This window comes from Kineosporia corallincola (assembly GCF_018499875.1).
Classification (GTDB): domain Bacteria; phylum Actinomycetota; class Actinomycetes; order Actinomycetales; family Kineosporiaceae; genus Kineosporia; species Kineosporia corallincola.
The window spans coordinates 79108-94134 of sequence record NZ_JAHBAY010000004.1 but is presented as its reverse complement, the minus strand read 5'-3'; the positions used below and the strand labels follow the sequence as shown (position 1 = coordinate 94134).

Genomic DNA, 15027 nt, shown 5'->3' with positions numbered 1-15027 from the left:
TTTCCCCACCCCGTCATGGTCGGCGTAATGGTCGGCGCGGGACGGGAAGGTCCTTTTTGTTTTTGACACCACCGTGAAGCCGAAGCCGGTGTCAAAAACAAAGGACACCTCCCCGTCCTCAGAGCAGCACTGCCGGACGGGCCGTCCAGCTACGCCCACCCACGCTGCCGGGGGTCGGGTGGGAGCCGGGGGTTGAGCAGGTGCGCCACCAGCGCCGTCCATCCGGTCTGGTGGGTGGCGCCGAGCCCTTCGCCGGTGTCACCGTCGAAGAACTCGCTGAACGTGGGGTGCTCGGCCCACAGCGGGTCGTCGGACGCCTCGATCCGGTCGCCGTCGGCCGGGCGCCTGCCGTTCACCGGCTGAAACAGGGCGATGAGGCCGCGGTCGATCATGTCGGCCGCCTCGATCAGGGTGCGGTGATTGCCCGATCCGGTGGGGATCTCGATGGTGAAGGTGTCGCCGAAGTGCCGGCCGTAGGTGCGCAGTTTGTCGGCCAGCAGCACGTTCACCGGGAACCAGACCGGACCGCGCCAGTTCGAGTTGCCGCCGAACAGGCCGGTGCGTGACTCCCCCGGCTCGTACTCGATCGAGGTGCTGCGGCCGTCGATGACCGTGCTCACACCGGAGCGGACGGCCTGCGACATCGAGCGGATCCCGTACGGGGACAGGAACTGCTCGGTGTCGAACATCCGCTCCAGGATGCGGCGCAGGCGTTCGGGATCGAGCAGGGACAGCAGCATCTTCCGCTCGCCCGGGCCCTTGGCGAACAGCAGCGGGCCGACCAGTTCCGGCCGCCTGCGCTGGAGCCATCGCAGGCGGGCGGTGACGTCGGGGCACTCCTCGTTGATCCAGCTCGGTACCTCGGTGGCGCCGAGGATCGGCAGCAGCCCGACCATCGAGGGCACCCGCATCGGCTGGGCCGTACCGTCCGGCCCGACCAGCACGTCGTAGAAGAAGCCGTCCTCCTCGTGCCAGAGCGAGATGTCGTGCGACCCGAAACTGGTCATGCTGCGGGCGATCGCGAGGAAGTGCTCGAGGAACTTGGTGGCCGTGTCGTCCCATGCCTTGTCGTAACGGCTCAGTTCCAGGGCGATCTTGAACATCTGCTGGCAGTAGAACGCCATCCAGCTGGTGGCGTCGGACTGCTCCAGCCGGAAACCCGGTGGCAGCGGGGCGGACCGGTCGAACAGGCCGATGTTGTCCATGCCGAGGAAGCCGCCCTCGAAGATGTTCGAGCCGGTCGAGTCCTTGCGGTTCACCCACCAGGAGAAATTCAGCAGCAGCTTGGTGAACACCCGGATCAGGAACTCGCGATCACGGTAGCCGTCGATGCGGTACACGTGCCAGGTGGCCCAGGCGTGCACCGGCGGGTTGACGTCACCGAACTCCCACTCGTAGGCCGGCAGCTGGCCGTTGGGGTGCATCGCCCATTCCCGGCACATCAGCACGAGCTGTTCCTTGGCGAAGTCCGGATCCACATGGGCCAGGGGTATCGCGTGAAAAGCGGTGTCCCAGGCGGCGAACCAGGGATACTCCCACTCGTCCGGCATCGAGATCACGTCGGCCAGCGAGACCTGTGGCCAGGTGGTGTTGCGCCCGCCCCGGGCCCGGCGGGAATCCGGTGCCGGGCTTCCCGGATCGCCCACCAGCCACTGCTCCACGTCGTAACGGTAGAGCTGCTTGCCCCAGAGCAGGCCGGCGTAGGCCCGGCGGGCCAGGTGCCGGTCGGAATCGCACAGGCCGGGATGGATGACGCGGCCGTAGAAGTCGTCCGCCTCACGGCGCCGCGAACGCATCACCGCCTCGAAACCCGACTGGAAGGTGTTGCTCGCGGGCATCTGGCGGCTGAGCCTCAGCTTGACGGTGACCGACTGGCCGGGCCCCACCGCATCGAACGAGTACCAGATGGCGGCCTTGGTGCCCTCGTCGAACGGGTTGATGCTCTGCGCGTCACCGTGCACGATGCGCTGGTTGACACCGTCTTTCGGGTACTGGGAGTTGTTGCGCTCAGCCCCGTACAACGACACCGCGTTGGTCTCGTTGTCGCAGAACAGCACCACCGGCGACCCTTCGGCGGCGAGGTAGTAGGTGCCGAGCATGCCGTGCGTGGCCTCCACCGCCTCCATCCCGCCCACCGCGAGGGTCGGGGGCAGCAGCTGACTCATGTGGCCGCGCCGCGGATCCCGGCCCCAGGCCCAGGTGTTGCGCAGCCAGATCTGCGGAATCAGTTCCAGCGGAGCGGCTTCCGGACCGTGGTTGGTGGCCCGCAGCTGGATGCAGATGTCTTCGGGCGAGGCCTTGGCATAGGTCACCATGACGTCGAAGAAGCGGTTCCCGTCGAGCACCCCGGTGTCACCCAGCTCGTACTCACGCTCGTCGCGGCCCCGGCGCGCGTTCTCCTCCCTCAGCTTCTGATAAGGGAATTCGGCCTGCGGATACCGGTAGAGCCACTGCATCCAGCTGTGGGTGGGCGTGCCGTCGATGGCCCACCAGTACTCCTTGGCGTCCTCACCGTGGTTGCCCTGGCCGTTCGTCAGGCCGTAGAGACGCTCCTTGAGGATCGGGTCCTTCCGGTTCCACAGCGCGACCCCGAAGTTGAGAAAGCCGAAGCGGTCGCAGATTCCGCCCAGTCCGTCCTCTCCCCAGCGGTATGCTCGGGCGTGAGAGTGCTCGAACGGGAAGGCCGACCAGGCGTCGCCGTCGGCGCTGTAGTCCTCGCGCACCGTGCCCCACTGGCGCCCGGCCAGATACGGCCCCCACTGCCGCCACGGGCTGCCCGGGCCGGGCGACTCCGCCAGCCGGGCGTGCTCGGCCGTCGGCTCGGCGGGCAGACCCCAGCTGACTCCGCCGTCACCCCAGCGCTTTTCCTCGCTCTCCTGTGGGGACGACGAGTCGTCCGGCAGCGTCTCGTGCGACCAGTACGCCGTCATGGCTTCGATCAGGCCGGGCTGGAGGTCGGGCCGCTCGGGGTGGGGCGGGACGGTGGACCTGGTCGGCACAGGCCGGCCGGTCGGGGAGGTGACCTCGGTCGGAGAGGTAGGCCCGGCCGGAGAAGTGGGCCCGACCGGAGAAGTGGGCCCGACCGGAGAGGTAGGCCCGGCCGGAGAGGTAGGCCCGGTCGGGGAGGTGACCTCGGCCGGAGAGGTAGGCCTGGTCAGGGAAGTGGGCTCAGCAGGGGTGGAGTCCCCGGTCTGCGAGGCAGCTCCGGTCTGCGAGGCGACCCGGGCCTGAGTGGTGATTCCGGCCTGAGTGGTGTCCCCGGCCTGAGTGGCAGAGGCCGCCGGGAGGACGCCCGCGTCGGCCGACTGGGTGGCGCCGGTCGGGGCGGGGGCCGAAATCAGGGACGCCTGCGCACCTCCCACGGAGGCGGAAACCTGGGTGATTGGCTGGTTTCCGGAGTCTTCCCGGTCCGGCGCGGAAGTCCGATCGCTCGTGGAAACCGCAGGAGCCGACCCGGCCCGGTCGGGCGTCACCGCGGGAGTCTCGCTGGAGGCCGAGAACAGCGTGGTCGCCGAACCCGGGACGAGTGCCCCTGGAGCCCGCGAGGACGACTCGGGGCCGGGATCCGCCGTCATGGATTCGGTCGCGCCCGGCTCGATCGGGCTCGGCTCGATCGGGCTCGGCTCGATCGCGCCCGGCTCGATCAGGTTCGGCTCGATCGCGCCCGGCTCGATCGGGTTCGGCTCGATCGAGTTCGGCGCGATCGGGTTCGGCGCGGACTCGGTGCGTTTGCGTTCACGAGAAGCGGCGCCGCGACGTCCCTTGCTCTTGCGCCCGCGTCCCGCCTGCCCGGACTTCGACGCACCGGCCCCAGTCGCCTTCGAAGCCTCTGCACCCGACGTGCCTGAACCCGATGCACCCGAACCCGACGCGCCTGAACCACCCGAATCCGGCACCCTCGAACCCGGGCCCGCAGGCGCGACCGTGCCAGGTTCGTCCTCCGTTGCTGCTCCCACCCTGGTGTCCTCGGCAGCCGGAGGGCCCTCCTGCACAGCGTCCGCGGCAGCGTCCGGCCCGTTCTGGCGGGGCTGGGGCACGACGGGGCGTGGGCGGGCGGGCTTGTCCTCGGAGGTCACGGGTCAAGACTGCCGCGACCGGCCCCCGGAATCATGCCTTGCGACGCCGTGCCGGACGACTTCGTTCTACTCCACCGTGCCCATGCCGGACGAAGCCGGTCAATCCCCCTCGGCCAGTTCACCATACAGCTCCCGCAGATCGCCGATCAGCCCGGCGCCACCCAGCGCCGGGCCCGGCGTGGGCAACTGCCGCAGCAGCAGATCGGGCGGGAGCTCGGCGTGGCTGGGCAGCGGCAGCAAGGGGCCCGCGGTCCAGAATGCCACCGCATCACCGCCCGGAGGGCCGGGTTTCGCCCGTTTGCGAACGGAAACCACCGGCTCGGCAACGGCTTCGCGCAGAGCGAGCGCCGCACTCAGCCGGCCGGGGGCGGGCGGGTCTGCGGGCTCCTCGTCGTCCGTCATTGACGGACCAGGCAGATCGGCGTCACCGCGCAGCGCCCGCAGCCGGTCGAGCAGGGCCTCCCGGGCTCGCCCGCGCCAGCGCAGCAACAGGAACGGATCGTCATCGAAACGCTCTGCCAGCAAATAGAAGACGGCCGCGATGTGCTTGCACGGCACGGCCTGGTCCGGGCAGGTGCACCGCAGGTCGAGGTCGGCCAGGCGTCCCGGGAACAGCGGCGCCCCGATCCCCGCCAGCACCGGCTCCAGCTCGCGCGGGAACTCCCCCGCCAGCAGCTGGGCGCTGAACAGCGCCTGCTCGGCCAGCGCCACCTCCACCTTGGCCCAGACCAGCTCGCTGAACTTCTTCAGCCCTATCCGCACCCGGTACGGCGTGACCCGCGAGCCCTGAACCTCGGCCGACACCGTGCCGGCCTCGACCTCGATCGAGATCACCTGCCCCTTGCGCGCATAGGCCCGGCCACGGGTGAGACGCGTTCCCAGGACGAATGATTCGAGCACGCCGATGAACCGGCGTGACCACCACTGCTCACCGATCCCGCCCCGGGTGCTGCGGGCGCTCAGCCCGTTCTCCACCGGGAGCGGACGGCCGTACCGGCTGAAGTCGGCCATCAGCCCACCGCCGCGTCGTCGAGCGTCAGCAGTTCGCGCAACTGTGACGTGGACAGTTCGGTCAGCCAGTTCTCACCGGTACCGACGATGGACGCCGCCAGCCCGCGTTTGTCGCGGATCATCGTGGCGATGCGTTCCTCCAGCGTTCCGGCACAGACGAACTTGCGCACCTGCACCGTGCGGGACTGGCCGATCCGGAAGGCCCGGTCGGTGGCCTGGTCCTCGACCGCAGGGTTCCACCAGCGGTCCACATGGATGACGTGATTCGCCTCGGTCAGCGTGAGTCCGGTGCCGCCGGCCTTGAGCGACAGCACGAACACCGGTGGGCCGTCCGGCGTCTGGAACCGGGAGACCATCTCGTCACGCAATGACTTGCGCACCCCGCCGTGCAGAAACAGCACCTCCCGGCCGAATCTCGCGGTCAGGTGAGTGCGCAGCATCTCGCCGAACTCGGCGTACTGGGTGAACAGCAGCACCTTCTCGCCCGAGGCCAGGATCTCGTCGAGCGTCTCCTCCAGCCGGGCCAGCTTGCCCGACCGGCCCGCCACCCGGCTGCCGTCACGCTGGAACTGCGCCGGATGGTTGCAGACCTGCTTGAGCTTGGTCATCGTGGCCAGCACCAGGCCGCGCCGCTCCATCCCCTCGCTCTGCTCGATGCGGGCCAGCATGTCGGTGACCACGTTCTGGTAGAGCGCGGCCTGTTCCGCCGTGAGTGTGCAGACCACCTCCATCTCCAGCTTCTCCGGAAGGTCGCTGATGATGCTCTTGTCGGTCTTCACCCGGCGCAGGATGAACGGCTGGGTCACCGCGCGCAGCTTCTCCCGGGCCTCGTCCGAGCCGATCCGCTCGATCGGCAGGGCGTAGCGCTTCTTGAAGTCGGCCGGATCTCCCAGCACCCGCGGGTTGGCGAACTCCATCAGGCTCCACAGGTCGGCCAGCCGGTTCTCCACCGGGGTGCCGGTGACCGCGATCCGATGGTCGGCCGTGAGCGACCGGGCAGCCGTTGCCGCCTGCGTCGCAGCGTTTTTCACCGCCTGAGCCTCGTCCAGCACGATCCTGCGCCAGCCGAACTTCCGCAGCGTCACGGCATCGCGGGCCAGCAGCGAGTAGGTGGTGATCACCAGGTCGGCGCCGGCCACCGCCTCGGCGAACGCCTCACCCGAGGGCCGGTCGGCGCCGTGCTGCACATGCACCCGCAGCGACGGCGTGAACCTCGCGGCCTCCCGCTGCCAGTTTCCGACCAGCGACATCGGGCAGACCAGCAGGGTCGGGCCGGGCACCAGGCGGTCACCCCGCCCACGATCAGCAGGCGGGTCGGCGGCGATCAGCGCCAGCAGCTGAACCGTCTTGCCCAGTCCCATGTCGTCGGCGAGAACCGCTCCCAGACCGACCGATTCGAGGAACGTCAGCCACGAAACACCCCGCTCCTGGTACGGCCTCAGCGCGCCGGTGAACCCCTCCGGCACCCGGAAGTCCGGCAGCGACCGGTCCTCGGCGGAGGCCAGGAAGTCGGCGAGCCAGCCGGAGGCGTCCACCCCCGTGACCTCCAGACCGGCGGGTCCCTCCGAGCCCGCGCCGATCACCGACAGCACATCGGCGATCGACATCGTCTCCGGGCCGGTCTTGCGCTGCCTGCGCAGGAAAGCCCGTGCTCTGCGCAACTTTTCCGGGTCCACCTGGATCCACTCGCCGCGCAGCCGGACCAGCGGCTCCTGCGACTCGATCAGGGCGGTGACCTCGTCGTCACTGAGCAGCTGGTCGCCGATCGACAGCCGCCAGTCGTACTCCACGATGTCGTTCTGCCGGAAGACCGGTGTTCCCTCGACCCTTCCGGGCTGCGCCGGGGTGCCCGCGCGCAGACGTGCGCCCAGCCGTTGCGGTTTCGACCACCAGCCGGGCAGCTGCACCCCGAAACCCGCTCCGAGCAACAGCCCGGCGGCCTCGGTCAGGAAGGCGTGCGCCCCGGCCGTGTCGAGGAGCAGCTCCACCGGCTGCGGCCGCAGCAGTGCCTCCCGCAGCGCCGGGTACAGCCTCAGCGCCCGGCCGAGCTCGGCCAGCAGGGTCTCCTGCGGGCGCGGGGCGTTGCGCCGCAGCCGGGTGAGGGTGAGCTCGGCGTCCCAGATCTCCTGGGCGGGGATGAACAGGCCGGGCTGATCGGCGTCTTGCAGGCCGAAATCCAGCCGCCAGAGCGCCGCCTCGTCGGCCGGGCGCAGCTCCTCGGTGGCCGGTCGCAGCACGCTGGTCAGGTCGTCGTCCGTGGGCTCCACCAGCCGGAACCCCGCGCGCACCAGGCCACCGGCGATCGCCTCGGCCTGCCACTCGCCGAGACCGGCCAGCAGATCCCGCATCTGGCGCCGGTTCGCGGGAAACACCGGGTCGTCACCGTGCAGCGCCTGCCGCCAGCCCGCGAGCCCGAGCGCCCCGGTGCCGGCGGACCCCAGCCGGGCACGCACACCGGCGTCGGTCAGCGCGTCCACCGCCGCAGCGGCGCTGCTCGCCGCCGGCACCTCGGCGTTCCACGACGGTGGCAGCGCCGCCACCGCGTGCCGGAACCATTCCGCGTCCGCCCCGGTGATCACCGGGCGCCACCGCGCCACGCCGTGCCCCTCGGACGCCTCCAGGGCCACCGGCAGCACCCGGCCACGACCGATGAGGTCGCTCGTGAACGCGTGCAACGCGAGAAGGTGACGGACGTCGGAACCGGCCACAGCGGCGTCCCCGAACGAACTGCCGAGACCGCCCAGCACCGCGTGGGCCTGCGCCGCGGGCACCGCGACCGTCACCACCCGCCATCTGACCTCCGGAAACAGCCTCGCCGACTCGCCCCCCACCCGGTCGGTGGCCCAGCCCGCCCGCAGGTCGAGCAACTCGGGCGAACCGGCCGGGGCATGCTGGAACGAGGGCAGCACCAGGTCGGCGGTGCCCTCCGTCCAGCCCTCCGGCAGCACCCCGGTGATCCCGGCCAGCACCTCGGTGAGCTGCTCGGCGTCGATGTCGAACGGATGCTCGCGCACCTTGGACCGGCGCCCGGTGCGGTCCGCGGGCACCGCGCGCACCTGGGGGTCCTCGGCCCAGAGGACGAGGGATCCGTCGTCCGCGGGATCGCTCGGGGCGGGCGACCACCAGGCATGTACGACGAACACCTCGTGATCGTAGGCCAGGGGTTGGGTGGGTCGCGCCCGGCTGGCATTGTTGAGCCGTAAGCAACCGCCCCAAGATGACGGCGTGGTGGACAGGAAGCCGGTGGGATTCCGGCGCGGTCGCGCCACTGTGAGCGCTGAGTGACGTTTCAGCACCGATGGTCACGGCCCACGTGGGCTGGAAGGCCGGGACGTCACGAGGACGCCGAGCCAGGAAACTGTGCCACGCCGCAGCAACCCGCCGCGCGGACGGCGAGGAAGAGGACCACGTGACTCCGGAGTCGACGCAGCGGCAGACCGTCCTGCTGATTTCCACCTCCGACACCGATCTGCTCAGCGCCCGCGCGAGCACGGTGCCGTACCGCCTGGCGAACCCGAACCGGGTTTCCGTGGACGACCTGGACGGTCTTCTGGACGGGGTGGCCGTCGCCGTGGTGCGCCTGCTGGGTGGCACCCGGGCCTGGGAGGACGGCCTCAACGCCCTGCTCACCAAGGGTGTGCCGGTGGTGGTGCTGTCGGGTGAGGCGCTGCCCGACGCCGACCTGATGCAGCGCTCGACCGTGCCGGTCGGGGTGGCCACGCAGGCCCACGGCTACCTCGCCGAGGGCGGCCCGGACAACCTCGCCGAGCTGCACGCCTTCCTCACCGACACCCTGCTGCTGACCGGGTTCGGGTTCGAGCCCCCGCGCAGCACGCCGGTGTGGGGTGTGCTCGAACGGCCCACAACGGTGGACGACGAGAAGACCCGGCCCACCATCGCCGTCCTCTATTACCGCGCCCACCACGTGGCGGGGAACACCGCGTTCGTCGAGGCGCTCTGCACCGCCGTGGAAGACGCCGGTGGCCGCGCCCTGCCGATCTTCTGCGCCTCGCTGCGGGCGGCCGACGACGAGCTGCTGGCGGAACTCGGCAAGGCCGACGCCCTGCTCGTGACGGTGCTCGCGGCCGGCGGCAACCGGCCCGCCAACGCCTCGGCCGGCGGCGACGACTCCACCTGGGACATCGGCGCGCTGGCCGCGCTCGACGTGCCGATCCTCCAGGCCATCAGCACGCTGACCTCGCGGGAGCGGTGGCTGGAGAACTCCGAGGGCCTGATCCCGCTCGACGCGGCCAACCAGGTGGCGATCCCGGAGTTCGACGGCCGGCTGATCACCGTGCCGTTCTCGTTCAAGGAGGTCGACTCCGACGGTCTCACGCAGTACGTCGCCGACCCCGAAAGGGCATCCCGCGCAGCCGGTATCGCCGTGGCGCACGCCCGGCTGCGGTCGCTCGCGCAGGGCGACAAGCGGATCGCGCTGATGCTCACCGCCTACCCGACCAAGCACGCGCGCATCGGCAACGCGGTGGGCCTGGACACGCCCGCGTCGGCCCTCGCGCTGCTGGCGGCGATGCGGGACGCCGGTTACGACGTCGGTCCCTCCGAGGGCGAGGGCGCGTTCCCGGGTTTCGCGACGATGGACGGCGACGCCCTGGTGCACGGCCTGATCGAGGCGGGCGGCCAGGACCTGGACTGGCTGTCGGAAGAAGACCTGGCGCGCAACCCGGTCCGGATCCCGGCCGCGGTGTACCGGCGGTTCTTCTCGTCCCTGCCCGAGGATCTCCGGGCCGCGGTGGTCGAGTCCTGGGGCGAGGCGCCGGGCGAGATGTTCGTCGACCCGCCGGGCGGCGAGAACTCCAGCGGCGACCCGGACGGCGACATCGTGCTGGCCGCGATCGTCGCCGGCAACGTGGTGCTGCTGCTCCAGCCGCCGCGCGGTTTCGGCGACAACCCGGTCGCCATCTACCACGACCCGGAGATGCCGCCGTCGCACCACTACCTGGCGGCCTACCACTGGCTGAATCTGGCCGTGGCGGAAGGCGGTTTCGGCGCCGACGCGGTGGTGCACCTGGGCAAGCACGGCACCCTGGAATGGACGCCGGGCAAGACGCTCGCGCTGTCGGCGTCCTGTGCCCCCGACGCCGCGCTGGGCAACCTGCCGCTGATCTACCCGTTCCTGGTGAACGACCCGGGCGAGGGCACGCAGGCCAAGCGCCGGGCCCACGCCACCCTGGTGGACCATCTGGTGCCGCCGATGGCCCGGGCCGACTCCTACGGCGACATTGCCCGGCTGGAGCAGCTTCTCGACGAGTACGCGGCCGTCACCGCACTCGACCCGGCCAAGGCCCCGGCGATCCAGACGCAGATCTGGACGCTGATGCACGCGGCCAAGCTGGACCACGACCTGGGTCTGGCCGAGCGGCCGCACGAGGCCGAGTTCGACGACATGATCCTGCACCTGGACGGCTGGCTGTGCCAGGTCAAGGACGCCCAGATCCGGGACGGTCTGCACGTTCTCGGCCAGGCACCGACCGGTTCGGTGCTGGTGCACCTGGTCACCTCGATGCTGCGCGCGCGTCAGCTGTGGGCCGGCGCGCAGTCGCTGCCGGGCCTGCGGGAGGCGCTGGGTTTGGACGAGGCGTCCGTCGGTTCCGGTGAGGCCGAGTCCGACGGGCTGGAGGAGGTGGACGCGGCTCAGGCCACGGCCGTCGCTCTGGTGCAGGGCCTTTCGGACGCGTCGTGGTCCGTCGAGGCCGTTCCCGCGGTGATCGAGTCGGTGCTGTCCACCGCGGAGGTGGACGTCTCGAAGGTGGACCGCCTGGCCGTGCAGGCCGTGCTGGAGTTCGCCGCCACCGAGGTGGTGCCGCGGTTGCTGCGCACGACCGACGAGCTGACCGCCGTGCTGCACGCGCTGGACGGCGGTTTCGTCAGTCCGGGCCCGAGCGGCTCGCCGCTGCGCGGCCTGGTGAACGTGCTGCCGACCGGGCGCAACTTCTACTCCGTCGACCCGCGCGCGGTGCCCAGCCGCCTGGCCTGGGAGACCGGCCGGTCGATGGCCGAGTCACTGCTGGAGCGTTACCGCACCGACGAGGGGGACTGGCCGAAGTCGGTCGGGCTCTCGATCTGGGGCACGTCGGCGATGCGCACGTCCGGCGACGACGTGGCGGAAGTGCTGGCGCTGCTGGGCATCCGGCCGGTCTGGGACGACGCCTCCCGGCGGATCACCTCGCTGGAGGCGCTGTCGCTGGACGAGCTCGGGCACCCGCGGATCGACGTGACGGTGCGCATCTCCGGATTCTTCCGCGACGCGTTCCCGCACGTGGTGCAGATGATGGACGACGCGGTGCAGCTGGCCGCCGCCCAGGACGAGCCGGCGGAGCAGAACTTCGTCCGTGCCCACGTGCAGGCCGACCTCGCCGCCCACGGCGACGACCGGCGGGCGACGACCCGGATCTTCGGTTCCAAACCCGGAACGTACGGGGCGGGCGTCCTCCCGCTCATCGACACCCGCACCTGGCGCGACGACGCGGATCTGGCCGAGGTGTACGCCGTCTGGGGTGGTTACGCCTACGGGCGGGGCCTGGACGGGCGGCCGGCCCGGGAGGACATGGAGTCCTCGTACAAGCGGATTGCCGTGGCCGCCAAGAACTATGACAGCGTCGAGCACGACATCGCCGACAGCGACGACTACTTCCAGTACCACGGTGGCATGGTGTCGATGGTGCGCGCGCTCACCGGCTCCGCGCCGAAGGCGTACATCGGCGACAGCACCCAGCCCTCCGCCGTGCGCACCCGCACCCTGCACGAGGAGGTCTCCCGGGTGTTCCGCTCCCGGGTGGTCAACCCGCGCTGGGTCGCGGCCATGCAGAGGCACGGCTACAAGGGCGCTTTCGAGATGGCGGCCACGGTCGACTACCTGTTCGGCTACGACGCCACCACCGGCGTGGTCGCGGACTGGATGTACGGCAAGCTGGCCGAGACCTACGTGCTCGACGAGACCCAGCAGAAGTTCATGACCGACTCCAACCCGTGGGCGCTGCACGGCATCACCGAGCGCCTGCTGGAGGCGGCCGAGCGCGGGCTGTGGGCCGAGCCCTCGCCCGAGATGCTGGACGCGCTGCGTGAGGTCTTCCTGCGCACGGAGGGCGATCTGGAGGGCAAGTAGGACGCCCTCAGCCGGCCTGGGCGCCGGCGTAGGCGGCCGGGGTGCTCCCGATCGCCGCACTGAAATCCCGCACCAGATGGGCCTGGTCGCTGTAACCGAGTTCGGTGGCGACCAGGGCCCATCGCACCCGCTCACCGTGCCGCACCGCCTCGGCAGCGTCGAGAAGGCGGTAACGGCGCAGCACCCAGGTCGGCGACACCCCGGCGTACTCGGCGAACATCCGTTGCAGGGTGCGCGCGCTCACCCCGGCCCGTCGCGCCAGCTGCTCCACCCGGCGCAGGTCGCGGTCCGTCTCCGCGTGCCGCGCGACGGCCGCGACCTGCCGGGCCGTCTCGGCCCGTTCCGGCCTCACGGCGTTCTCCAGGGCGGAACGGAGGACGGCGACCTTGCCGGGCTCGTCACCCTCCTGCTGGATGCCCGCCACCAGACGGGCGTCGTCGGTGTTCAGGGCCGTTCCGAGCGGGACCACGCGGTCGTTGTACTCGCCCGCCGGGCCCGGAAGGAACGCGCCGAGCCCACCCGGTGTGGTCATCGCGGCCACACAGACGCCCTCGCCGGCCATCCGGCGGCTCGACCGGTTCAGCACGACACCTTCGAGCTCGGCCACGGGAGGGGCGGGGTGTGCGTCGTCCACCGTTGGCTCGGGCGGACTGACGTAGAGATTGGCGCAGGGGTGCGTCAGGAGTTCCTGGGTGTGCGTGACGCCGGGCGGCAGCGACCAGGTGACCACCCAGAACCAGCTGATCAGGCCGTCGAGCGCGGGGCCGGCCGGGTAACGGTTGAGGCGGTGGCGACGCAGGAAGGCAGCCGGTTCGATGATGCCCCGGCTGTCCTGTGCGACCTGGCGTGTTTCTTCAATCAAACTGTCGCACCCCGCCTCTAGGTTGTCGGTATGACTACTCCTGGCGAACATCTCACCACCGTGCTCGACCAGCTTGCCGACCTGATCGCCCAGGTGCAGCCGGAACAGTACGACGCGCCCACGCCGTGCCCCGAATTCGACGTGGCCGACCTGCGCAACCACATCCTGGGCTGGGCCGACTTCTTCGCCACCGCGCTGGCCGACCCGCAGGGCACCGAGCGCCCGGCCGCCGACGCCTACCTGGCGGCCGAGGCGCCGGGCCAGGCGGCAGACGATCTGCGGGCGGTGTCGCGGCAGGTGGCGGCGGCCGTGCGGGGCGGGGTGGCGCAGCAGCAGGTGACGCTGTTCGGCGCCCCGATGCCCGGGTCGGCCACGCTGGGCATGTGCCTGGGCGAGTACCTGGTGCACGGGCACGACCTGGCCCAGGCCACCGGCCTGCCGTGGAACCCGCCGGCCGAGGCGGTCTCCGTCACCCTGGCGTTCATGCCGAGCATGCTCACCGACGAATTCCGCGGGCCGGACAAGAGTTTCGGCCATCCGGTCGAGGTGCCCGCATCGGCTTCCGACCTGGACCGGCTCGTGGCGTTCACCGGGCGCGACCCGGGCTGGAAGGCCGGCTCCGCCTCATAGGTCACGGACGCCCGCCTCCGCGTCACGTCGTCGTGGGCTCCTGGGGCCGCCGGTTCACCACGTCGCCGATCACGATGATCGCGGGCGGGCGGATGTTCTCCCGCACGGCCACGTCCCCGATCTCAGCGAGGCTGGACACGGTGACCCGCTCGGCGGGCATCGACCCGTCCTGGATCACCGCCACGCCGGTCTTCGGGTCGCGCCCGTGGGCCACCAGGGTCTGCGCGATCGCCGGCAGGTTGGCCACCCCCATCAGCACCACGATCGTGCCGTGCAGCCGGGCCAGGGCCGTCCAGTCGATCAGCGAGTCCGGGTTGTCGGGCGGCAGGTGACCCGACACGATCACCGCCTCGTGCGCGACCCCGCGATGGGTCAGCGGGATGCCGGCCAGGCCGGGCACCGAGACAGCGCTGCTCAGGCCGGGAACCACCTGCACCGGCACACCGGCGGCCAGGCAGGCCTCCAGCTCTTCGGAGCCACGGCCGAACACGTACGGGTCGCCGCCCTTGAGCCGCACCACGAACTTCCCGGCCAGGGCGTGCTCCACCAGCGTGGCGTTGATCGTCTCCTGGGCCATGAAGCGGCCGCGCGGCAGCTTGGTCGCGTCGATCAGCTCGACGTCGGGGCTGAGCTCGGGCAGCAGGCTGCGCGGGCCGAGCCGGTCGACCACCACCACGTCGGCCTGGCCGAGCAGGCGGCGGCCGCGCACCGTGATCAGGTCCGGGTCGCCCGGGCCGCCACCCACCAGAGCCACACCCGGCAGCTTCTGCGGCGCCATGTCGGCGCGGGTCTGCTCACCGCGGGCCTGCTTGCGCTCGGCGAGGATCTCGTCGCCGGCGCCGGAACGCAGCCATTCGAGCAGAGAATCACGGACGACGGCGGCCCGGATCGGGTCGGCCCCGTGCTCGGATCCCGGCCCGATCGACTCGCTGGCCACGGCGATGCGCAGACCGCGCCACTCGCCGCTGGCCGGCGTGGACGCGCTGCCCGCGGCGCCCCGGTCTGCGCGCACGCAGAACACGTGACGTTCGTCGGCCTCCGCGGCGACCCGGGCGTTGATCTCGGGCCGGTCGGTCAGGGCCATGACGTACCAGGCGCCGGTCAGGTCGCCGGTCTCGTAGGGCCTGGCCTGCCAGGTGATCTCACCGGCGCCGGCCATGCCCTCGATCGCCGGGGTGACCTCGGGGGCCACCAGGTCGATGACCGCGCCGACGTCGAGCAGGGCCGGAAGCCTGCGCTGAGCCACGGTGCCGCCCCCGACCACGACGACGCGGCGTCCGGTCAGGTCGAGGCCGGCGAGATAGGGCCTGTCCACCTGCGACATG

Annotated in this window: 7 protein-coding genes and 1 riboswitch; of the genes, 2 read left to right on the top strand and 5 right to left on the bottom strand. The window is 71.2% G+C overall.

Annotation, left to right across the window (positions count from 1 at the left end):
* Nucleotides 1–149 precede the first annotated feature (149 nt).
* From KIH74_RS10585 to KIH74_RS10575, 3 genes are all read right to left on the bottom strand, one after another.
* Nucleotides 150–2999 (bottom strand): MGH1-like glycoside hydrolase domain-containing protein, encoded by a 2850-nt coding sequence (locus tag KIH74_RS10585; protein ID WP_308113713.1) that lies wholly within the window; start codon nucleotides 2997–2999, stop codon nucleotides 150–152.
* Nucleotides 3000–4175: 1176 nt separating this feature from the next.
* Nucleotides 4176–5087: an SWIM zinc finger family protein gene (locus KIH74_RS10580; protein WP_214155669.1), complete on the bottom strand. Its 912-nt coding sequence runs from the start codon at nucleotides 5085–5087 to the stop codon at nucleotides 4176–4178.
* Nucleotides 5087–8230, bottom strand: coding sequence for a DEAD/DEAH box helicase (locus tag KIH74_RS10575; protein WP_214155668.1), 3144 nt, complete (start codon nucleotides 8228–8230; stop codon nucleotides 5087–5089). The genes KIH74_RS10580 and KIH74_RS10575 overlap by 1 nt, the downstream gene beginning before the upstream one ends.
* Before the next feature lie 66 nt (nucleotides 8231–8296).
* Nucleotides 8297–8469, top strand: a riboswitch (cobalamin riboswitch).
* Between the two features lie 27 nt (nucleotides 8470–8496).
* On the opposite strand from KIH74_RS10575, the gene cobN reads away from it, so the two are divergent.
* Nucleotides 8497–12210: a cobaltochelatase subunit CobN gene (cobN, locus tag KIH74_RS10570; protein ID WP_214155667.1), complete on the top strand. Its 3714-nt coding sequence runs from the start codon at nucleotides 8497–8499 to the stop codon at nucleotides 12208–12210.
* Nucleotides 12211–12217: 7 nt separating this feature from the next.
* On the opposite strand, the gene KIH74_RS10565 is transcribed toward cobN, so the two are convergent.
* Nucleotides 12218–13072, bottom strand: coding sequence for a helix-turn-helix domain-containing protein (locus KIH74_RS10565; RefSeq protein ID WP_214155666.1), 855 nt, complete (start codon nucleotides 13070–13072; stop codon nucleotides 12218–12220).
* A gap of 30 nt (nucleotides 13073–13102) precedes the next feature.
* Here KIH74_RS10565 and KIH74_RS10560 point away from each other — a divergent pair, with 30 nt between their 5' ends.
* Nucleotides 13103–13702 carry a TIGR03086 family metal-binding protein gene (locus KIH74_RS10560; RefSeq protein WP_214155665.1) on the top strand — a complete coding sequence of 200 codons (600 nt, stop codon included), beginning with the start codon at nucleotides 13103–13105 and terminating at the stop codon, nucleotides 13700–13702.
* A 22-nt stretch (nucleotides 13703–13724) separates the two neighbouring features.
* Here the strand turns inward: KIH74_RS10560 and cobA are convergent, their stop codons facing one another.
* Nucleotides 13725–15026 carry a uroporphyrinogen-III C-methyltransferase gene (cobA, locus tag KIH74_RS10555; RefSeq protein WP_246572167.1) on the bottom strand — a complete coding sequence of 434 codons (1302 nt, stop codon included), beginning with the start codon at nucleotides 15024–15026 and terminating at the stop codon, nucleotides 13725–13727.
* Nucleotide 15027 lies beyond the last annotated feature (1 nt).